Origin of the sequence: Polyangium sp. 6x1, assembly GCF_029946515.1 — a bacterium.
Classification (GTDB): domain Bacteria; phylum Myxococcota_A; class Polyangia; order Polyangiales; family Polyangiaceae; genus Polyangium.
Genome location: NZ_JARZHH010000022.1, coordinates 90387 through 110524 on the forward strand (window position 1 = coordinate 90387; position 20138 = coordinate 110524).

A 20138-nucleotide genomic window follows, 5' to 3' on the forward strand; every position below is an offset into this window, starting at 1 on the left:
CCGTCAATACCTTGACCGTCCGGCAAACCTTCCACACATCCCCCGAACGGGAGGCGCGATGAAGGATTGGAAGTTGCCCTGGGAAGGTGGGTGTCGTTGTGGTCAGGTCCGGCTGAAGATCACGGCCCCGCCGCTGCTGACGCTCGCCTGCCATTGCAAAGGCTGCCAGCGGATGAGCGCCAGCGCCTTTTCGCTCGGCATGCTGCTACCGAGCGACGGCTTTCAGGTGACGCAGGGCGAGCCCGTGATCGGCGGCCTGCACGGCGCGGTCCGCCATTTCTTTTGCCCACATTGCATGAGCTGGATGTGGAACCGGCCCCCCGGCGTGGAGACGATCGTCATCGTCCGGCCGACGATGCTCGACGATCCGAGCTGGTTCTGGCCGTTCCTCGAGACGTGCACGCGGGAAAAACTCCCCTGGGCGAGCACGCCCGCCGTGCACGGTTTCGAGGGCTTTCCCGATCCTGCGGACTATGGTCGGCTCATGAAAGAATTCGCAGACCGGGCCGAGGAGGGCTTCAAGCCTCCCGCGAAGGCCCCTGCGAGAGCGCCCGTCGCATGAAGAGGTCCTCGAGCGTCTCGCGCCGCGGGACGACTTCGAGGATCTGCGCCCCGTCGTCGAGCGCCGCCCGGAGCACGTCGCCGACCTGCTTTTCGCCCTCGATCTCCACGACGACCACGTCCGCCCGCGTCCGCACGCCGTGGCCCTGCTGCTCGAACGCGCGGCGGAGAATCTCGCTCGCGCCCGCGAGCGTGATGTCCGTCCGGAGCACGTCGCCGCGCAGGAGCTTGCGGAGCGCGCCGCCCACGACGACCCGGCCCTCGCGCAGGATGGCCACACGATCACACATCGCCTCGACGTCGCTCAGGATGTGCGTCGAGAAGAAGATGGTTCGGCCCGCCGCGCGCTCCTCGAGGATGAGATCACGCACCTCCTTGCGTCCCACCGGATCGAGGCCGCTCATCGGCTCGTCCAGGACGAGCAGCTCCGGATCCGAGACGAGCGCCGCCGCGAGCCCCGTCCGCTGGAGCATGCCCTTCGAGAGGCGGCGCACCGGCCGATCGGCCGCGTACGCGATGCCCACCTTCGCGAGCATCGCCTGCGTGCGCGACGTGAGCGCCGCGCCCGCGAGGCCGGAGAGGCGGCCGCAGAGCGTGACGAACTCGCGCGGGGTGAGATACGGGTAGACGTACGGGTTCTCGGGGAGAAAGCCGATGCGGCGGCGCGCCTCCGCGCTCGGGACGCGCGCGCCGAAGAGGAACGCCTCGCCGCCCGTGGGCTTGATGAGGCCCGTGAGCATCTTGATCGTCGTGGTCTTGCCCGCGCCGTTCGGCCCGAGGAAGCCGAAGATCTCGCCGCGCCGGACGTCGAAGTCGACGCCCTTCACCGCCTCGACGCGCCGGCCGAAGAAGCCCACGCGGAAGGTCTTCCGGAGGCCCCGCACCTCGATCAACGTCTCGCCTGCAGCCGCGCTGTCGCTCGCCGCGCCGCCGCTGTCCGCGCCGCCGCCCACGTCGATCGCCGCCTCGCTCATGCGCCGTCCTCACCGCCCTCCCGGCGCGCGCCGGGCACGGTGCTCGTGTACTCGTGGAGCTTGTACTGGATCTTGCGCGGGCTGATGCCGAGGATCGTGGCGGCCTTCGAGGTCGATCCCTTGCACGCCTCCAGGGTCCGCAGGATCGCGTACTTCTCCAGGTCGTAGATCGTGCTGCCGGGGATCGGCGGGATCGCGCCCTCGCCGCCGCCGACGTCGAGCGAGGCAGGCAGGTGGCGCCGCTCGACGCGCGGGCTGTCGCAGAGGACGACCGCGCGCTCGACTGCGTTTTCGAGCTCGCGCACGTTGCCGGGCCAGTTGTACGCCGCGAGGGCCGCGAGGGCGTCGTCGGTAAAACCCTCGATGCGCTTGCCGTTCTCCTCGGCGTAGCGGCCGAGGAAGAAGGCCGCGAGCTCGGGGATGTCGCTCGCGCGCTGGCGGAGCGGCGGGATCTCCAGCGTGACCACGTTGAGCCGGTAGTAGAGATCCTCGCGGAAGTGGCCCTCCGCGATGCGCTGCCGGAGGTCCTTGTTCGTCGCGGCGATGATGCGCACGTCGACCTTCAACGTCTCGTTGCCGCCGACGCGTTCGATCGTGCGCTCTTGCAAGAAGCGCAGGAGCTTGACCTGCGTGGCGAGCGGGATCTCGCTGACCTCGTCGAGGAACAACGTGCCGCCGCTCGCTTGCTCGAAGCGGCCTTCGCGACGGCCGACGGCGCCCGTGAACGCGCCCTTCTCGTGGCCGAAGAGCTCGCTCTCGAGGAGCGATTCGCTGAGCGCCGCGCAGTTGAGCCGCACGAGCGGCGCCTTCGCGCGGGGGCTGCCGCGGTGGATCATCTCGGCGATGAGCTCCTTGCCCGTGCCCGTCTCGCCGACGATGAGCACGCTGGCGCGGCTCGGGGCGACCTGCTCCACGAGCCGGAGGAGCTTGACCATGCTCGGGTGCGAGGCGATCACGTGCCCGAAGGCGTTGCGCTCGCGGAGCTTCTGCCGGAGGCGCGAGTTCTCCTGGAGCAGGCGCGCTTGCTCGACCGCGCGCTCGACGACGACCTCGAGCACCTGAAAATCGAGCGGCTTCGTGAGGTAGTTGTAGGCGCCTTTTTTCACGGCCTCGACGGCGCTCGAGATGGTGCCGAACGCGGTCATCACGACGAAGGTCGCCGTGGTGCGCGACTCCTGCGCCTTCTCCATGAGGCCGATGCCGTCGAGGCCCGGCATCTTGAGGTCGGTCAAGACGACGTCGGGCGCGAACTCTTCGAGCTTGCCGAGCGCTTTGAAGCCGTCGGCCGCCGTCTCCGTCGTGTACCCCTCTTCACGCAGGATCTCGGCGAGCGCAGCCCGCGCGTTGGCCTCGTCGTCGACGATCAGGATTCGGCCGCGGGAACCCATGCTGGACCCTTCGTAGCATGAGGTGGGCGCTGGGAGGTGGTCCGGCGGTCTGGTCCAGATCCGTACCGGGACACAACCGGATAGTTTCTGCTTTCTCACGAGAATGATACAACCGCCCGCGCAGCGAGGACGGTCCACTCCCGTGGGGGGAGAGACCCCTCCCCCTGCCTTTCGAGGGTCGATGCGTACGCTTGAGAACGCCTCCTTTGCCGAGCCGCGGCGGCTCGTCGCGCTCACCGCGCTTCCCATGGCTTTCTGCCTCCTGGTCACCGCGGACGCCGAGGCGCAGCAACCGTTCGGCCCGCAGCCGCCGCCGGGGCAGTTCCAGCCGCAACCGGGGCAGTTCCAGCCGCAACCGGGGCAGTTCCAGCCGCCGCCCGGCCAGTTCCAGCCGCCGCCCGGCCAGTTCCAGCCGCAACCGGGGCAGTTTCAGCCGCCGCCGGGGCAGTTCCAGCCGCAACCCGGGCAGCCCCCGGCAGGGCCGTTCCCGCCGCCGGCCGGCCAGGGCGCGAACACGCAAGAGCTGCCGCCCGCGGGCGAAGCGCCCCCGGAGCCGCCGAAGGTCGACGAGCTGGAGGAGCGCGCGCGGACGCTGATCGAGCAGCCGAACTCGTTCGGATCGACCGGCCTCTTGCGCACCTCGTACGCCGGCTCGGGCGCGGCCGGGACGTTCCGCGTCTCGTTCCTCAGCGACTTCTTCTCGACCTCGAACTTCCTCTGCGATCCGGATCTGTCGACGGCCGCCGGGCAGCGGATCACCTGCACGCGCGACAACCTCGCGGACTCGGCGAGCCACGTCGGCGCGTTCTTCGCGCTCAGCGCGACGCCGTTCTCGTTCCTCGAGGCGTTCGCGGCGATCCGCACGTACGCGAACTCGAACGACCAGGGCAAACCCCAGCTCCTGCAGGTCCTCGGTGACACGAACTTCGGCCTGAAGCTCTTCACGCCCTCGCGCGTCGGCACGTACTTCTCGTTCGGCGCCGAGGCGCAGGTCTTCTTGCTGAACGGCACGGGCAGCGTGGGCGTCACGGGCGCGGGCACGAGCGCGTTCTTCCGCGCGCTCGCGACCGCCGACTTCCGCAAGCCCGGCGGGCAAGGTTTCCCGCTGCGCGTGAACGTGAACCTCGGCTACAAGGTCGACAACTCCGGCCAGCTCGTGCGCGAGGTGGAGGAGGGGCGCGCGCTCGAGTACCGCGACGGCCGCGATCGGCAGCCGATCTCGCGCATCGAGCGCTTCGGCCTCGGGATCAACCGCGTCGACTTCTTCACGCCGTGGATCGGCGTGGAGCTGCCCTTCCGGTACGCGCAGCCGTACGTCGAGTACACGGTCGACGTCCCGGTGAACCGACAAGGCTACGAGTGTCACACGGGCCGCGTGTCGCGCGGCGACGTCTGCCTCGGGCTCGCCGATTTCGGCGCGGCAGATCCGCAAGCGGCCGGCGGCCCCGGTTACTCGGCGCTGCCGTCGCGCCTCACGCTCGGCGCACGCGTGACGCCGTTCAGCAAGGCGTTCCGCGGCCTCTCGGGGCACGCGGCCGTGGACATCGGCCTCTCGGCGACCTCGGTGTTCATCGAGGAGATCGCGCCGCAAGCGCCGTGGACCGTCTACCTCGGGCTCGCGTACGCGTACGACACGAAGGAGCCGCCGCCCCCGCCGCCTCCGCCGCCTCCGCCGCCTCCGCCGCCTCCGCCGGAGCCCGTGATCCTGCCGGCGCCGCAGTCGTTCGTGCGCGGCACGGTGCACGAGACGAACAAGCCCGAGGCCGTGATCCCCGACGCGATCGTGTCCATCGAGGGGAGCCAGGATCCGCCGTTCGCGACGAGCGCCGGCGGCACGTTCCTCACGCGTCACCTCGAGCCGGGGACGTACACGTTCTCGGTGCGCGCGCCGGGCTACAAGCCGTCCACGTGCCAGGCGACCGTGGTCGCGCCGCCGCCGCCGACGCTGCCGAAGACGGAGCCGCCGGCGCAACCGGCGCAGCCGGCGCAGCCCGCGCCGGGGCAGTTCGGCGCGCAGGGGCAGTTCGGCGTCCCGCCGGGACAGTTCGGCGCGCAGGGACAGTTCGGCGCGCAGGGACAGTTCGGCGCACCGGGGCAGTTCCCGCCGCCGGCGCCGTTCGGTCAGCCCGGCGCGGCGCAGCCGCAGCCCCCGGCGCCGGCCCCGGCGACGCCTCCGCCGCAGCAAGGTCCGGCGATCGTGGACGTCGACTGCGCGCTCGAAGCGCTGCCGAAGATCGGCGCGATCGCGGGCGTGGTGCGCGACGCCGAGACGGGCGAGCCGATCCCCGCGGCGGTCGTGCGGATCGTCGACGCGACGGGCAAGGAGCGCACGGCGACGGCCGACGCGAAGGGCGCCGTGACGTTCCGCGATCTGCCGCTCGGCGGGACGAAGATCCGCGCCGAGGCCTCGGGCTTCATGAACCACGTCGGCGAGGCCGAGGTGCGCCTGAACGACGAGGCGAAGGTCACGCTCGCGATGAACAAGCGCCCGGCCGCGCGGGCCGCGAACGTGAAGGTGCAGGGCAACGAGATCAAGATCTCGCGGCAGGTGCACTTCGAGAGCGACTCGGCGAAGATCCTCGGCGATTCGAACACGCTGCTCGAGGAGATCGCGGACGTCCTTCAGCAGAACCCGAAGCTCCGCAAGGTCGAGATCCAGGGCCACACGGACAACACGGGCACGCGCGAGCGCAACCAGACGCTCAGCGAGCAGCGCGCCCAGGCCGTGCGGACGTGGCTCATCGCGGCGGGCGTCGACGCCTCGCGCCTCGTGGCGAAGGGCTACGGTCAGGACAAGCCGCTCGGGCCGAACGTGACGAGCGCGCAGCGCGCGAAGAACCGCCGCGTCCAGCTCATCATCGTCGAGAGGGACAAGTAACATCCTGCGCAACGGCCTCTCGGCTCCCGCAGCCTTCGCGCTCGTCGTGCTCACCGCATGCACGAGCGCACAGGCTCCCTCGGAGCCTCCCAAACGAGACATCACGGCCTCCTCGACGAACGCCACGGCGGCGCCACCGCCCTCCCCTGCGGCTCTCGTCGCAGACGGCGGCGCGGCGGACGCGGAGGCCGGCGACGCCACGGCGGCGGCCGAGATCGCGGACGCGGGCAGCGACGCGGCCGAGGTCGCGGCGCCGTACGTGGCGGACAACAAGGTCCTGCCGCCAACGACGAGCGACGAGTTGCAGAAGCGCGCGGCCGCGCTCTTCGACGCGATCGTGAACGACGATCCGGCGCGCGGCGAGTCGTTCTGGTTCCCGAAGGAGCCCTTCATCCCGCTGAAGGACGTGAAGGGCGCCGACAAGTACTGGGAGCAGCTGCACCGGACCTACGCGAAGGACATCCACGCCCTGCACAAGAAGCGCAAGTCGTGGGAAGGCGCGACATTCGAGGGCTTCGAGCTCGGCTCGACGCCGAAGTGGGTGCCGCCCGGCGACGAGGGCAACAAGATCGGCTACTACCGCACCTTCCGCGGAAAACTCCGCTACCGGATCGGCGAGCAAACGCAGTCGATCGAGGTGCGCGTGATCATCTCGTGGCAGGGTCGCTGGTACATCACGCACCTCAGCAAATTCAAGAAGTAAGCCCCGCCGGAGCGTGCACGGCGCACGTTCCGGGCGGGCATGGGAGCGTGGTATCGTCGCGCTCGCTCACGGAGCTCCGCGCATGTTCCAGATCAAGCTCGACAAGCTGAACACGCTGATCGAGTTCTCGCTCGAAGGGCTCGTGCAGCTCGACGAGATGAAGCAGTTCGTGGCGGAGCTTCGACGCTCGGCCGTCACGCTGACCGGCTCCGAGCTCAAGATGTTCGCCGACCTGCGGAAGTTCCGGCCCGCGTCGCCCGACGTGGTCGAGGTCATCCGCGAGGTGCAGGAGCTCGCGAAGACCATGGGCGTGCGGCGCATGGCGACCGTGGTCGAGAGCGAGGTGCTCACGCTGCACATGAGCCGCCTCGCCCGCGAGACAGGCGCGGACAAGTTCATCCGTCGCTTCACGGACGAGCAAGAGGCGCGCGAGTGGCTCATGCACGGCGAGTCGTTGCGAAAGAGCCGCAGGCTGACATAGCTCTCGCGTCTCCGTGTCGCCGCTCGTCTCCGTCCTGATCCCCTATCGCAACGCGGAGAGCACGCTCGCCGAAGCGCTCGCAGGCATCCTCGCCGAGCGAGACGTGCCGCTCGAGGTGCTCGCCGTCGACGACGGCTCGACCGACGGTGGCCCCGCCATCGTGGCGCGCCTGGCCGAGGAGGATCCGCGTGTCGTGCCGCTCGCGGCCGGCGGCGTGGGAATCGCGCGCGCCCTCGCCCGCGCCCACGCAGCCTCGCGCGCGCCCTTCCTCGCGCGCATGGACGCCGACGACATCTCGCTCCCGGAGAGGCTCCGGCTCCAGGTCGACGCACTCCGCAAGGATGACCGTCTCGGCGTCGTGGGGAGCCGCGTCGAGCCCTTCCCAGACGAGGCCGTCGGCGAAGGGCTCGCGCGGTACGTGGCGTGGCAAAACGCGATCGTGACGCCGGAGGATCACGATCGCGAAATCTTCGTCGAAGCCCCGCTCTGCCATCCCTCCGTGATGCTCCGACGCGAGGCGTTCGAGGCCGTGGGCGCATTCCGCGACGTGCACTGGCCCGAGGACTACGATCTCTGGCTCCGGCTCCACGCCGCGGGCTACGGGCTCGCCAAGGTGGATCGAACGCTCCTCCGCTGGCGTCATCACCCAGGCCGCGCGACGTTCCGCGACGGTCGTTACGCAATCGTACGATTCATCGAAGCAAAGGCGCACTACCTCGCGCCGCGGCTCGCGCAGGACGCGCGCGCGCTCGTCGTGTGGGGCGCGGGTCCAACGGGGCGCAAGCTCGCGCGTGCACTCGCAGTCGAGGGCGCGAAGGCCACAGCCTTCGTGGACATCGATCCAAAGAAGATCGGCCGCACGGCACGCGGGGCGCCGATCGTGCCCGCGGCTTCCCTCGATCCCACGCGGCACTTCGTGCTCGTGGCCGTGGGCGCGCGCGGCGCGCGGGACCTGATCCGAACGAACCTCGCCGCGCTCGGCTTCGTCGAACAGCGCGACTTCTTCTGCTGCTCCTGAGGCGCCACGCCGGGGCGCTGCCCCGGGCCCCGCGGGGGCTATTCGCCCCTCGACCCGAACCAGGGCAAGCCCTGGACCTCAGGGGGAAGAACTGCGCGATGCGCAGTTCTTCCCACAGGCCGGTGGTACCGCCTCGCCGATCGAACCGTCAGCGCTGCTGCCTCGGTTGGCAGCGTCGCTCGTGGTCTTGACCTGTCCCGTTCGATGAACTGCGCATCGCGCAGTTCATCGACCCCGAGTCCAGCGCTTGCGCTGGTCCGGGTCCAGGGGCGGACAGCCCCGGTGGGGCCTGGGGCAAAGCCCCAGCGAAGCCCTTCCAGATAAAATCACGACTTCCCCGGCAAGAGCCGCACCCCTCCGCTCGGCCCCTGCCCCACCGGCTTGTGGAGCACGATGCGCCTGCCTGCGGCTCGTCCCTCGGCGTGCGCCTCGCTGCGTGGCCCGCCTGCGTATTTCACGTGCTGGATGCGCGGATGCCGCTGCCGGTAGTACCGCCCGAGATCCGCGTCCTTCACCCACACGAGCCCTTCGCTCGTGTTGATCTCGCGTTGCGCTCCGAGCTTCTCGTCGAACCCCGCCATCACGCCTGCGACGAACGTGCGCCGATCGCGGTTGCCGCCGAGCCCCTTCGCCTTCTTGTGCGTGGTCCAGAGCTGCTCGGCTGTGCGCGTGAGGAATGCGTACACGTAGCTCGCCATCTCCAGGTTCGCGTGCGAGCCGCAGATCTCCAGCACGCTCCCGCGCTTGCCTTCGAGCGGCCGGTAGACCGGCACCCAGATGACCTCCACGAAGAAGTGCTTGCCGAGGATCGACGCGAGCCGACGCTCGGCTTCGGTCACGCGGCCCGTGGGCTTGCCGAGGTGGCGGAAGCCGTAGCCGTGGGCTTGCCGCTCCGCGACGCTGTCGATGTTGTACTTCAGCATCAAACGGTGGGCGGCGTTCATCGCGGCTTGCGCTTCGTTCACGTTCGCGCTCTCCGCGAGCGCGAGGAGCTTCGCGATCCGCTCGAGCACGCGCGCTTCGCCTGGTTCCTCGCCGCGTGCTTCGGGCAGCCCCGAGGCCTGCCCGTCGATCCCGAGCCGCTGGCAGACTCCGCGGAAGGCGGGGCCATGCGCCTGCTCGCTCGTCTGACCGAGCACCTCGTGCACGTACTGGTGCGCCATCTCGTGCTTCAGCACCTCGACCACGATCCCCCACGGCCGCTCGATCACGAGGCGCCGGCCGATCTCGATGCAGCGCGTCTCGCGGTGCCAGCGGCCGAGGTACCGCTCTGCGTCGCCGAGCTCGATCGTCGGGATCTTCAGCGCGCGCCGGAAAAACGTGGCGTTCAGGTCCTGGTAGGCCGAGCGCAGCTCGCGCAAGAGCGCGGTCTCGAGCTCCAGCGTGAGGCGCGCGTGTTCCGTGGGCTCGGTGTTCGTCGACATGGGCTGACTCCGGGCGGCCTTTCGGCCGGGGCGGAGCATAAATCGAACCGTCCGGCGGGGCATGGCCCCTGCTCCCGCGGCCGTCCGCTGCCGTGCTCGGGACAACGCGAGGCACCGGTCCTCCAGGGCGCTCGTGACAATCACGTCACCCATTCGTTGCCGGGACGTGAATTGGGCTAGGATGGGGCCCGAGAGCGTGTCCGCGACGACGAACTACCCCCTCGATCCCAGCGCGGAAGGCGCGCGGACGAGCGAGCCCGCGTCCCTCGCGCCGAAGAGCCAGAAGCTTCGGCGCCTGGCCCGCGCGCGGCGTCGCCTCGCCTGGCTCGTGCTCCTCGCCCCGGTCGTGCTCGTGCTCGCGGTCGACCTCTGGATCCGCGGCGGAAGGCTCCTCGATCTGCGCGGCAAGCACGTCGCGAGTTACGCGGGCGCCCTCCTCGAGAGTGCGGTCCTCTGGGGCCTCTTGCTCTACTCCGCGTCCTCGCGTCGCGGCGCCGTCCGCTGGGTCTCGGCCTCGCTCTTCGTGCTGCTCGCGACGGTCACGCTCGGCGTCCAGATCTACTTCCAGCGCTGCTACTCGACGTACGTGAACCTCGACGCGTTGCTCTTCGCGACGTCGTTCTCGGACAGCGTCGTCGGGCACCTGCGCGGCGACGGCGGCAACCTCGTCACGGCCGTCGCGCCGCCGCTCGTCTGCGCCGCCGCGCTGGTCGTCGCCGCGCGCAGGTTCGTGCGGCCGCGGCAGACGCGGAGCGGCCGCGCGGCCCGGATCCTCGCGCCGCTCGTGATCGTCTTCGGCTTCCTGATCCCGTGCTCGTACCGCACCGTGCAGGCCTCGACGCCGGACGTGATCTACCTCCACGCGATGGGCGGCGTGATCAAGCAGATCACCGGGCTCCGGCCGCCCGAGCACGTCCGCCCTGGGCTGCGCACGCCGCCGGTCCTCCCTCGCGCCACGGCGGTCCCCGGCGGCGCGCGCGTGACGCGGCCGAACGTGCTCTTCGTCATCACCGAGAGCGTGCGCGCCGACGCGCACTGCACCGCGCCGACGGACGAGTGCCCCTTCTCGCCGGCGACGAACGCCGCGGCGAGGAAGCGTTTTCCGCTGCTCCAGATGCGCTCGAACGCCTCGACCACCGCGATCTCGCTCGCGGTGCTCTGGTCGGGCCTCCCGCCGACGGCCTCGCGCGAGGACCTGCACGGCTATCCGCTTCTCTTCGATTATGCGAACGCGGCCGGGTACGACACGGCGTACTGGACCAGCCACCACATGATGTTCGCGAACTCGCGCCTCTACGTGCAGGACCTGCCGACCTCGCACCAGACCGGCGCGACCGATCTCGATCCGCTCGCGGACATGGATCTCGGCGCGCGCGACGAGCTGCTCACCGAGCGCATCCGCAAGGACATCCGCGAGATGCGCGAGCCGTTTTTCGCGGTCGCCCACTACGGCAACACGCACATCCCCTACCGCATCGATCCCGAGCACGCCCCGTTCCAGCCCGCGCAGGACAGCAAGGCGCCCGAGGACAACGAGGCCTACCGCAACTACTACCTCGACGCCGTGCACCTCCAGGATCGCACGATCGGCGAGATGCTGCGGTTCGTTCGGGAACAGCCGTTCGGCGAGCGCACGATCGTGGTGTTCACCTCGGACCACGGCGAGTCGTTTCGCGAGCACGGGCAGCTCGGGCACACGGGCGCGGTGCTCGACGAGGAGATCCACGTGCCGGCCTGGATCGACGCGCCCGAGGGCACGCTCACCGACGCCGAGGCGGCCGCGATCGCGTCGCACCGCGACTCGATCGTGTTCCACACGGACCTCACGCCGACGATCCTCGACATGCTCGGCCTCGAGCACGAGGCGGGCTTCTCGCCCTGGTACGGCGCGATGATCGGCAAGAGCCTGCTCGGCCCGATCGAGCGCACGGAGCCCACGCCGCTCACGAACTGCTCGGGCGTGTGGGGCTGCGCGTTCCGCAACTGGGGCATGATGCGGGGGAATTTGAAGCTCGAAGCGCGCGAGTGGGACACGGCGTGGCATTGCTACGACGTGCTCGCGGATCCGAAGGAGCGTAACGATCTCGGCGCGGCGGCGTGCGGGGACATGGCCGCGCGCGCGGAGGCCCTGCACGGCGGGCTACCGGGCCTCGTGAAGTGAACGAATCAAAGACGTGACGGAAGTAACCGAAGGCAGCCCTGGGCCCGCCGCGAGCGCGGCGACGAAACCCCCCGGCAAGCGCAAGACGAAGCATCAGCTCGGCCCCGCGGGGCAGCGGCGCAAGCGGCTTCGGCGGCGGCGCAGGTGGATCGGGTTTCTGGCGCTCGTCACGCCGACGCTCTGGGTACTCGGCACCGATCTCCTGCGCCGACACGACCACCTCCTGCGCCTCGATCGGCTGCATCGGCTCGGCTACCTCGGGGGGCTCTGCGAGAGCATCGTCTTCTGGGCCGTCCTGCTCTACGTGGCCGCGCGCGCCCGCGGGATCTTCCGCGGCGCCGTGGGCGGGCTCTTCGTCCTGCTCTTCTCGGTCGCGCTCGGCATCGAGGGCGCCTTCCACAGGCAGTGGAACACGTACCTCACGCTCGACGGGCAGATCCATTCGAAGTCGGTCGCGCACTCGCTCTACGGCTACCTCCCGCTCGGCCGCCCTGCCCTTCTCTTCGAGGTCGTGCTCGCGATCGCGGCCTCGATCGGGATGCTCGTCTTCGTGCGGCGGTTCGTACGACCTCGTAGGATCCCTCGCCTCGTCGCGCCGCTCCTCGTCCCGGCTGTGCTCGTCCTCGCGGTGAAGACGCCCGTCAGTTACCGCGTCGTCATGTCGTCGCCGCCGGATCTGCTCTACTTCCACGGCGTCACCGCGGTCGTGAAGGAGAACCTCGACATCACGAACGAGTCGCCCGATCTACGCGTCGAGCGCAGGCGCCCCGAGCCCGTGCCGAAGCTCTCCGCGCGCCCGAAGCGGCCGCGCAACGTGCTGCTCGTGCTGCAAGAGAGCCAGCGCGCCGACGTGACGTGCGTCGCCTACGATCCGGCCGGCGACTGCGCCACGCCCTTCTCGAACGAGGCCATGCCGAACCGCATGCCGCTCCACGAGATGCACGCGCACGACTCGACGACGGCGATCTCCATCTCGAACATCTGGTCCGGCGTGCGCCCGACCGAGTCGCGCGCCGTCTTGCATTCGGTGCCGCTCCTCTGGGAGTACGCGGCCGCGGCGGGCTGGGACACCGCGTACTGGACGAGCCAGAACCTCATCTTCGGCAATGCGCGGCTCTACGTGCAGGACATCCCCGCGAGCCATTTCGCGGTCGCGACGCACCTCGACACGATGGCCGACCTCGACGCGGGCGCGCACGACGCGCTCCTCACCGAGCGCGTGATCGAGGAGTTCGGCGAGCTCGAAGAGCCGTTCTTCGCCGTCGTGCACTACTCGAACGTGCACTACCCCTACGTCTACGACGAGAAGCACGCCCCGTTTCAGCCGTCGGCCTTCAAGAACGCGCCCGAGCTCAACGATCAGTTCCTGAACTACTACAAGAACGTCGTGTACTTGTCGGACATGGCCGTGGGCAAGCTGCTCCGGCACGTGCGCGAGAGCGACAAGGGCGCGCGCACGGTCGTCGTGTACACCTCGGATCACGGCGAGTCGTTCCGCGAGCACTGGCAGATGGGGCACACGAGCTCGCTCTACGAGGAGGAGATCCGCGTGCCGACGTGGATCGACGCGCCCGAGGGCACGCTCACGCCGGAGGAAGAGGCGAACATCCGCGCGGCCGAGCACGCGTACGTCTATCACCTCGACCTCGCGCCGACGTTCCTCGATCTCTTCGGCCTATGGGACGATCCTGCGCTCGTGCCTTTCCGGCGCCGCATGATCGGCCACCCGCTCACGCGGCCCGAGCGGACGCTCGAACCCGTGCCGCTCACGAACTGCACGGGCGTGTGGGAGTGCGCGTTCCGCAACTGGGGCGCGATGCAGGGGCCGCTCAAGGTGCAGGCGCGCGAGTGGGACGGCGAGTACCACTGCTTCGATCTGCGCACCGATCCCGACGAGCAGAAGAACCTCGGCGAGGCCGCGTGTGGATCGCTGCCGCTCTTCGCGCGCTCGCTCTACCATGTGATGCCGAACGTCACCCCGCCCGGTCGCCCCAAGGTCAACTGGGGCAAGTGAATCGCGGCCGCGCGTGACGCTCGCGACGAGGCGCTCATGAACGAGAGGTTTTTCCTGCCCGCCCTTGCGACCGCGCATTCCCACGCCTTCCAGCGCGCGATGCGGGGCGACGCGCAGCGGCCCGGCCCCACGGGTACGGACGATTTTTGGTCCTGGCGGACCTCGATGTACGCGCTCGCGGACACGCTCACGCCGGAGAGCATCCACGCGATCGCGCGCGTCGCGTACCGCGAGCTTTACCGCGCCGGCGTGCGCACGGTGGGCGAGTTCCACTACGTGCATCACCAGCCGGGCGGCGCGCCGTACGACGATCGGGTCGTGCTCGCCGATCAGGTGATCCGCGCGGCCAAGGCCGAGGGGCTCCGCATCGCGCTCCTCCGCGTGATCTACACGCGCGCGGGCGCTGGAAAGCCCCCCGAGGGGGCGCAGCGCAGGTTCTCCGATGCGGACCTCGATCGCTCGCTCGCCGACGTCGAGACACTCGCCGCGCGGTGGGCCCACGATCCCGACGTACGGATCGGCGTCGCGCCGCACAGCGTACGCGCGGTCCCGCCCGATTGGCTCGGGCCGATCGCGGCGTTCGCCGAGGCGCGCGGGATGATGGTGCATGCGCACGTCGCCGAGCAGCCCGCGGAGATCGCCTCGTGCCTCGCGGAGACGGGGAAACGACCCGTCGAGTTGCTCGCCGAGCGCGGGGTCCTCTCGCCGCGCTTCGTGGCGGTGCACGCGACGCACCTCGCGCCGCACGAGGCGCGGCTCCTTGGTGAGGCGGGCGCGTTCGTTTGCTTGTGCCCGACGACGGAGCGGGATCTCGGCGACGGGCTGCCGGACGTGACGGCGCTCGTGGGCGCGGGCGCCCTGCTTTGCACGGGGATCGACAGCCACGTCATGACGGCGCCGCTCGAGGATCTGCGCTGCGTGGATCTCGGCGAGCGGCTCCGCACGGGCAAGCGCATCGCCTTGCGCGGCACGGAGGATGCGGAAGGGCGGACGCCGGCCGAGGCGCTTTATCGGATCGGCTCCGAGCTCGGGGCGCGGGCGTGTGGGTTTTCGGATGCGGGGGGCGAGGTCGAGGTCGACCTCGAGGCGCCGGAGCTCCTGCTCGTGCGTCGTGAACACCGGCTCGACGCCGTCGTGTACAGCGCCAACACTGGAATATTCCGCCACCATTGATTGAATGCCGTGGTCATAGGAATGACCACAAGCCGATGGGAGCCAGTCCGATGACTCCCAATCTAATGCAATTCAATCGCATCTGCATCGCCTAGCCTGTGGCGTGACGCACGGCGGCGGGGCGACCATTCTCGAAACGCGTCGAAATTATCCACTGCTTCGGATATTTACACGTCACGCCCCAGGCGGACGTAGGCTCCATCGCGCGGGCGCGCCGCATCCTGTTTCTGCAATCAAATTGCTATTGATATTCCGCACATCATTACGCGTCCCGGCGTGGCGTCGATTTCGAATCGATTTCACTTGAATAAAACGGGGCGCGCCCTGTACATTGCGTCTGTCCTTTTTTTTCTGACAGCCAAAGGAGTGCCCGCATGCGCAATCTTCAGTACACGGTCGTTCTCGGGGGTCTCTTCTCCGCCTTCGCGCTGGTCGGCGCGGGCTGCAGCGCCGACTCGACCGAGATCGGCGAGGGCGTGGATGTCGGTGGCGAGACGGAAGCCGCCGGCGTGCCCGTCGTGCGCACCTGCGGCACGAAGGAGCTGACGCTGGAGGAGGCGGCCAAGCTCGAGGCCGAGTTCGAGCAGCTCGCCCCGTGGAAGGACAACCTCAACATCTCGGTCGGCGCGACGATCAACGTCTACTGGCACGTCATCAACAAGGGCACGGGCCTCGCGAACGGCGATATCCCGCAGAGCCAGATCGACGACTCGCTCAAGGTCCTCAATGACGCGTACTCGCCCTGGGGCGTGACGTTCAACCTCGTGAGCGTCGACCGCACGACGAACAGCACGTACTACACGGCCGGCCCGGGCACGACAGCCGAGAAGAACATGAAGACGGCGCTCCGCCAGGGCACGGCGGACGACCTCAACATCTACAGCTCGAACCCGGGCGGCGGCCTCCTCGGCTGGGCGACGTTCCCCTCGAGCTACGCGGGCAACCCGAAGGATGACGGCGTCGTCCTCCTCTACACGTCGGTCCCCGGCGGCAGCGCGGCGCCGTACAACCTCGGCGACACGGCCACGCACGAGGTCGGCCACTGGATGGGCCTCTATCACACGTTCCAGGGCGGCTGCCAGAAGACCAACGATTACGTCTCCGACACGCCGGCCGAGAAGTCGGCCGCGTATGGCTGCCCGACGGGCCGCGACACCTGCTCGACGGCGGGCGCCGATCCCATCAAGAACTTCATGGACTACACCGACGACGCCTGCATGGACCACTTCACCGAGGGCCAGAGCCAGCGCATGAAGACCATGTGGGACACGTACCGCAAGGGCAAGTGATCGCTGCCTGAGCGTCCGCTGAAATGAAAAACCCCGCCTCGGGACGACCGAGGCGGGGTTTCTCTTTTCGAAACCGCCGAAGCTCCGGCGGCTATTCGTTGTTGTCTTTCGGACCCTCGTTGTAGGAGCGCGGGCGGTGCTTCGGATCGACGCCGCCGTGCTTCTCGCCATTGTCGAGGGTGTCGACCGCGAGGTACGCGAGCCACGTCCCGGGATTCTCCTCCGCGAGCGTGCGCAGGGCGTCCTCGTGCTCCTTCAACTTCTTCTCGTCGTAAAGGCACTGGAGCCCGAGCGCGAGGAGGCCGATCTCGTTCGGGCCCTTGGCGAAGCCAATCTCGTAATGGGGCCAGGCCTCGTCCGCGCGGTGCATGCGGCAAAGCGTGTCACCGGTGTACACGTGCGCCATCGCCCAGTCCGGCGCGAGCTCGAGCGCCTTCCGGCTCTCCGCGAGGCGCGTCTCCATGTCGCTGCGCGCGCCCTTCATGACCGAAAAATTGAGGTGCGCCTTCGCCGACATCGGCACCGCGTCCTTCGTCGCCTCCCAGAACGTGAGGTCCGAGCGGTAATCCATGGCGTGCGCGTAGGCCTTGACGCACTGGAACCCGAAGAATGCCATGAACACGGCCGGGACCACGAAGCGGAGCCGCGGGCGCTTCGAAAGGCGCTCGTGCGCCGCCGCGAAGGCGACCGCGAGTACGAGCGAGGTGCCGATGACCGGGAAATACCAGAATCGCTCGGCCCGCACGGTCGGCAGGACAACCGGGATGTTCGAGTGCGGGAAATAACTCACGACGAGCCAGACGAGGCCCACGGAGACGAGCGCGAGCCCCGCGCGGCCAAGCGGGCGCGGCGCCTCGGGCGCGTCGGGCGGGACCACGCCGCGCGTGCAATCGGCGAAGAGGCCGAGCGAAATCGCGAAGACGGGCACGGCCAGGATGGCCCAGGAGAACCCGCGTAGCGTGATCGATATGCCGCGCGGACGGAGGACGAAGACCTCGACGGCGACGAGGGCGGGCGCAAGCGCGAACAGGAGGGCCGCGACGACGGCGAGCCGAGGGCGGCCCGGCGCAGGTTTTCCCGCGAGCCCGAGCCGAACGATCTCCTTGCGCGCCGCGCGTTCCCGGACGACGCCGACGATCCATCCCACAATGCCCGCGAGGGGCGGGCCGATCAGGGCCACGGCGCCGAGCACGCTCTCGGCAAAGACGAGTCGTTCCGGCGCGGGCTCCTGCGGGAACGAATAATCACCGCTCAGCGTGCGCGGGAAAACGACCTGCACGAGGCCACGCCAGTAGACGCGGAGCGCGCCGGCGATGCGGTGCGGGAGATCGACCTCGGCGAGGGGGTTGTTCAGCGGATCGCGCGGGAGCGGTGCCTGGTGGAACCATAAAAGGAAAACACGCGCGGCCCGCGAGAGGGCCGAGGCGCCTTCGGGCAAGGGTTCGAGCAGCTCGGCGGGCGTCGGCGAGGGGAACCAGCGTCTGCGCAGCTCGACGTACAGGACGAACGCGAAGACGGAGGCGACGAGCGCGGCCAGGGTGCGGAGAACACGCGCGGGGCGCTCGGGGTGGAAGTGCGGCGCGAAGACGAGCGCGGCGAAGGGGATGAGCGGGACGCAGACGACCGCGCTCTCCTTGCTGAAGAGGCCGAAGAGGAGCGCGAAAAAGACGCCCGCGGGCATGAGCCAGCCCGGGAGCGCGAGCGCGAGCACGGCGAGCAGGGCGCCCATGCCGCCGAAGACGTCGGCGATGCCGACGATGCCGCTCACGGCCTCGGTGAGAATGGCGGCGGAGACGAAGATCGCGCCGGCGAGATACGCCGTGCCCCGCCTGCGCGTGATCTGGAAGGTCACGAGCGAGAGGAGCGCGCCATTCACGGCATGGAAGAGGACGTTGTAGAAATGGTGGAAGAAGGGCTGCTTGGAGACGGCCCAGAGCGCGCGCCAGAGGAAATTGGGGACCGGGCGGTAGGAGCCGACGCTGCGATCGGGCGGCAAGCCCCAGAAATCGCGGAAGATGGCGTCGATGTAGCGCAGGCCGCCGGTGGCATTGACGTACGGATTCGCGAGGAGCGCTTCCTGCTCGTCGAAGATGTAGTTCGTCGTGGGCGCCCGTGTATAGAGCACCATGCAGAGCAGGATGAAAGGCGCGAGGACCCAGAAAAACCCGGGATCGTAGCCGAGGACGTATTCGCGGCACCACGCGTAGGCAGCGCGGAAATGGTTTGTCCTGGGCGCAGGCGCAGGCGCAGGTGCAGGCGCAGGCGCCGGCGCGGGCGCAGGCGTGGGCTCGGGCGCAGGCGGCAGCGCTTCGGACGCGGTCCGCCCGCTCTCGGGAATGCCTCCCTCGGGGGAGGTATGGGGATCGCCGGCGCTCACGCTAGGGGTCGGAGATGGGCCAGATGTCGCCCCAGAGCGAAGCGCCCCCGTCGATCGGGATCACCGCGCCCGTGATGAAATCGTTGCGCTCGCTCGCGAGGAACACGACCACGCGCGCGACCTCGTCCACGCCGCCGAGGCGCTTCAAGGGCGTCGCCTTGCGCGCGACGTCGAGCAGGCCGTCGCCATATTGCGCCGTGCCGCTCGAACGGATCGTGCCCGGCGCGACCGCATTGACCCGGATTCCATGCGTGGCCCACTCGATCGCGAGCGTGCGCGTGAGGTTCTCGACGCCCGCGCGCGCAGCGCCGGTGTGCGCCATGCCCGGGAAGCCCCGGACGACCATGGCCGTGACGTTGACGATGCGGCCGCGCTTCTGCGGGATCATCGCCACGTTCGCGACCTCGCGGGTCATGTAGAACGTGCCGTTCAGGTTGTTGCGGACGACGGCCTCGAAGCCCCTCGGCGAGATCTGCTCGGCGGGGCTCGGGAACTGGCCGCCCGCGTTGTTCACGAGGATGTCGACGCGGCCGAAGTGATCCTTCGCAGCGCGGACGAACGCCTCGATCTGCGCAGGCTCGCGGATGTCGCACGGCAGGCCGAGGAGGCGGCTCTCCGAGAGGCCCGCCTCGCGCAGGGTGCCGAGCGCGGCCGCGATCTTCTCGGGCTTGCGCCCGCAGATGGCGATGCTCCCGCCGAGCTTTCCGAGCTCCCGCGCCACGGAGAGCCCGATGCCGCTGCCACCGCCGGTGATGATGGCCACCTGCCCCTCGAAGAGGCCAGGCGCAAAGAAGGGTCGTGCGTCTTCGTTCTCGCTCACGAAGGGGGCGTGTACAACGGGCAGCGCCGGCTGTCACGGGGGCGACGGCGTGACGGAAGCGACGACGATTGCTTTCGCCAGGACGGGGGTCTGTGCCAAGGTGCGCGCGTGCCGTGGGTACGAGCGCTCCTGCGCGGGCAAAAGGTGTATGCGAAGGCCGACGAGGCGGGCCGCCTGGTCTCGGACGCCGGTCGTGTGGAGATCCGGTACAAGCCGAACGACGGGCGGAAGTACGGAGCCCGCGAGGACAACCTGAAGGTGGTTCCCGGCGAGGTGCTGCCGGACGACGCGTGTGGTGAGGCCGAGGCCGTCGAGAAAAAAGAGGGCGAGGCCAAGGTCGCGACGAAGTCCGCGGGCGCGAGCCGGGCCAAGGCCACGACGTCCGAGGAGCGCAAGGCCGCCGCGAAGGCCGCCCATGACGCAGCGCCGCCTCCCGCGGAAGGGCACGTCGTCGCGTACGCGGACGGCGCTTGCACGGGCAATCCGGGGCCGGCGGGGCTCGGGGTGCTCGTGGAAGACGGGGATCGGCGGATCGAGATCAGCGAGTACCTCGGGCAAGGTACCAACAACATCGCGGAGCTCACGGCGATCCTGCGTGCCGTGGAGGCGGTCGAAGGGACGGGCAAGTCCCTGCTCGTCCGCACGGACAGCCAGTACGCGATCGGCGTGCTCCAGAAGGGCTGGAAGGCGAAGGCCAACACGGAGCTCGTCGCCGCCGTGAAGGACGCGTTGAAGAAGAGCAAGGCGCGGCTCGAGTACGTCCCTGGACATTCGGGCGTCCGCGGCAACGAACGTGCGGATGCGCTGGCGCGGGAAGCCGTGCGATCGCGGCGCACGAGCAAGCAAGCGAGCGCGAAGAGCGAGTAGAGTACAGGCC

15 protein-coding genes are annotated in these 20138 nt (G+C 69.5%); 10 read left to right on the top strand and 5 right to left on the bottom strand.

Annotation, left to right across the window (positions count from 1 at the left end):
* Positions 1-58 precede the first annotated feature (58 nt).
* Positions 59-562, top strand: coding sequence for a GFA family protein (locus QHF85_RS21620; RefSeq protein ID WP_281329151.1), 504 nt, complete (start codon positions 59-61; stop codon positions 560-562).
* Here the strand turns inward: QHF85_RS21620 and QHF85_RS21625 are convergent.
* Complete coding sequence (locus QHF85_RS21625; protein WP_281329152.1) at positions 519-1535, bottom strand: ABC transporter ATP-binding protein; 1017 nt, start codon at positions 1533-1535, stop codon at positions 519-521. The two genes, QHF85_RS21620 and QHF85_RS21625, sit on opposite strands and share 44 nt — an antisense overlap.
* Positions 1532-2923 carry a sigma-54 dependent transcriptional regulator gene (locus QHF85_RS21630; protein ID WP_281329153.1) on the bottom strand — a complete coding sequence of 464 codons (1392 nt, stop codon included), beginning with the start codon at positions 2921-2923 and terminating at the stop codon, positions 1532-1534. The genes QHF85_RS21625 and QHF85_RS21630 overlap by 4 nt, the downstream gene beginning before the upstream one ends.
* A gap of 181 nt (positions 2924-3104) precedes the next feature.
* Here QHF85_RS21630 and QHF85_RS21635 point away from each other — a divergent pair, with 181 nt between their 5' ends.
* The 4 genes from QHF85_RS21635 (at position 3105) to QHF85_RS21650 (ending at position 8003) form a co-directional block, all read left to right on the top strand.
* Positions 3105-5801, top strand: coding sequence for an OmpA family protein (locus tag QHF85_RS21635; RefSeq protein WP_281329154.1), 2697 nt, complete (start codon positions 3105-3107; stop codon positions 5799-5801).
* A 46-nt stretch (positions 5802-5847) separates the two neighbouring features.
* A complete protein-coding gene (locus QHF85_RS21640) occupies positions 5848-6504 on the top strand; it encodes a hypothetical protein (RefSeq protein ID WP_281329155.1) in 657 nt (218 codons plus the stop codon).
* Between the two features lie 82 nt (positions 6505-6586).
* Positions 6587-6985 carry an STAS/SEC14 domain-containing protein gene (locus tag QHF85_RS21645; protein ID WP_281329156.1) on the top strand — a complete coding sequence of 133 codons (399 nt, stop codon included), beginning with the start codon at positions 6587-6589 and terminating at the stop codon, positions 6983-6985.
* 13 nt (positions 6986-6998) lie between these two features.
* Positions 6999-8003, top strand: a complete 1005-nt coding sequence (locus tag QHF85_RS21650) for a glycosyltransferase (RefSeq protein WP_281329157.1) — start codon at positions 6999-7001, stop codon at positions 8001-8003.
* A gap of 326 nt (positions 8004-8329) precedes the next feature.
* Here the strand turns inward: QHF85_RS21650 and QHF85_RS21655 are convergent, their stop codons facing one another.
* Positions 8330-9427, bottom strand: coding sequence for a DUF2786 domain-containing protein (locus QHF85_RS21655; protein WP_281329158.1), 1098 nt, complete (start codon positions 9425-9427; stop codon positions 8330-8332).
* A gap of 196 nt (positions 9428-9623) precedes the next feature.
* Between QHF85_RS21655 and QHF85_RS21660 the strand changes: the two genes are divergently transcribed.
* The 4 genes from QHF85_RS21660 to QHF85_RS21675 all read left to right on the top strand — a co-directional run bounded on the left by QHF85_RS21660 (position 9624) and on the right by QHF85_RS21675 (position 16064).
* Entirely contained in the window at positions 9624-11588 is a 1965-nt protein-coding gene (locus QHF85_RS21660; RefSeq protein WP_281329159.1) for a sulfatase-like hydrolase/transferase, read from the top strand.
* Between the two features lie 13 nt (positions 11589-11601).
* Complete coding sequence (locus QHF85_RS21665; protein WP_281329160.1) at positions 11602-13602, top strand: sulfatase-like hydrolase/transferase; 2001 nt, start codon at positions 11602-11604, stop codon at positions 13600-13602.
* A complete protein-coding gene (locus QHF85_RS21670; protein WP_281329215.1) occupies positions 13603-14775 on the top strand; it encodes a formimidoylglutamate deiminase in 1173 nt (390 codons plus the stop codon).
* A 374-nt stretch (positions 14776-15149) separates the two neighbouring features.
* Positions 15150-16064, top strand: a complete 915-nt coding sequence (locus QHF85_RS21675; RefSeq protein ID WP_281329161.1) for a zinc metalloprotease — start codon at positions 15150-15152, stop codon at positions 16062-16064.
* Positions 16065-16155: 91 nt separating this feature from the next.
* Here the strand turns inward: QHF85_RS21675 and QHF85_RS21680 are convergent, their stop codons facing one another.
* Positions 16156-18441: a tetratricopeptide repeat protein gene (locus tag QHF85_RS21680; protein WP_281329162.1), complete on the bottom strand. Its 2286-nt coding sequence runs from the start codon at positions 18439-18441 to the stop codon at positions 16156-16158.
* A gap of 1 nt (position 18442) precedes the next feature.
* Positions 18443-19261 (bottom strand): SDR family oxidoreductase, encoded by an 819-nt coding sequence (locus tag QHF85_RS21685; protein ID WP_281329163.1) that lies wholly within the window; start codon positions 19259-19261, stop codon positions 18443-18445.
* 108 nt (positions 19262-19369) lie between these two features.
* Between QHF85_RS21685 and QHF85_RS21690 the strand changes: the two genes are divergently transcribed.
* A complete protein-coding gene (locus tag QHF85_RS21690) occupies positions 19370-20128 on the top strand; it encodes a ribonuclease H (protein ID WP_281329164.1) in 759 nt (252 codons plus the stop codon).
* Positions 20129-20138: the final 10 nt, after the last annotated feature.

What these genes read in the sequence shown, in the direction of transcription:
- QHF85_RS21655 (WP_281329158.1), bottom strand. Translation starts at nt 9,427, where the DNA reads ATGTCGACGAACACCGAGCCCACGGAACACGCGCGCCTCACGCTGGAG.
- QHF85_RS21625 (WP_281329152.1), bottom strand. Translation starts at nt 1,535, where the DNA reads ATGAGCGAGGCGGCGATCGACGTGGGCGGCGGCGCGGACAGCGGCGGC.
- QHF85_RS21645 (WP_281329156.1), top strand. Translation starts at nt 6,587, where the DNA reads ATGTTCCAGATCAAGCTCGACAAGCTGAACACGCTGATCGAGTTCTCG.
- QHF85_RS21630 (WP_281329153.1), bottom strand. Translation starts at nt 2,923, where the DNA reads ATGGGTTCCCGCGGCCGAATCCTGATCGTCGACGACGAGGCCAACGCG.
- QHF85_RS21635 (WP_281329154.1), top strand. Translation starts at nt 3,105, where the DNA reads ATGCGTACGCTTGAGAACGCCTCCTTTGCCGAGCCGCGGCGGCTCGTC.
- QHF85_RS21675 (WP_281329161.1), top strand. Translation starts at nt 15,150, where the DNA reads ATGCGCAATCTTCAGTACACGGTCGTTCTCGGGGGTCTCTTCTCCGCC.
- QHF85_RS21620 (WP_281329151.1), top strand. Translation starts at nt 59, where the DNA reads ATGAAGGATTGGAAGTTGCCCTGGGAAGGTGGGTGTCGTTGTGGTCAG.